Here is a 429-nt window from a genome sequence, read left to right as displayed (position 1 = left end):
TGTGTCAGATTATTTTCCGATATCTCAGACGTGGTGATGTCGCAACACCCTAAATATCAGGTCATTCACGATTCGGCCTTTGAGAGGCCAGAGTCTGCAATGTCTTTTTCTGGCATGACTGAAGTCATTCTTGGTTTCACACCCTGTCAGGACAGTTCTTACGAAAATGTAAAAATAATGGATGAAGAGCTGTGTTACATCTGCTCAGATAATCATCCCCGCGTGAAAGATGTCCTGACAGAAGAGAACTTTCAGAATGAAGAATATATTGTATTTTACCGGATGAAGAATAAAGAAGATGAAGTTGAAGGGTTCATTCCTAAGTCGAGATTCTTCAGTCTGCTGGAATATAATTCATTTATCACCTTGCTGAAAACGGTGGAAAACAGCGAATGTATTTGCATCATACCAAAATGGGTTTTAGACCAT

1 protein-coding gene is annotated in these 429 nt (G+C 39.6%); it reads left to right on the top strand.

Features of this window, described 5'->3' with window-relative positions; all coding sequences use genetic code 11:
• Positions 1-36: 36 nt before the first annotated feature.
• Positions 37-429: LysR substrate-binding domain-containing protein (locus ED901_RS12805; RefSeq protein WP_162997866.1), on the top strand; the 393-nt coding region annotated here is incomplete at its 3' end.

Source organism: Rahnella sp. Larv3_ips, from assembly GCF_003697865.1.
GTDB classification, from domain to species: domain Bacteria; phylum Pseudomonadota; class Gammaproteobacteria; order Enterobacterales; family Enterobacteriaceae; genus Rahnella; species Rahnella rivi.
This window is presented reverse-complemented; position numbering and strand designations above follow the sequence as displayed.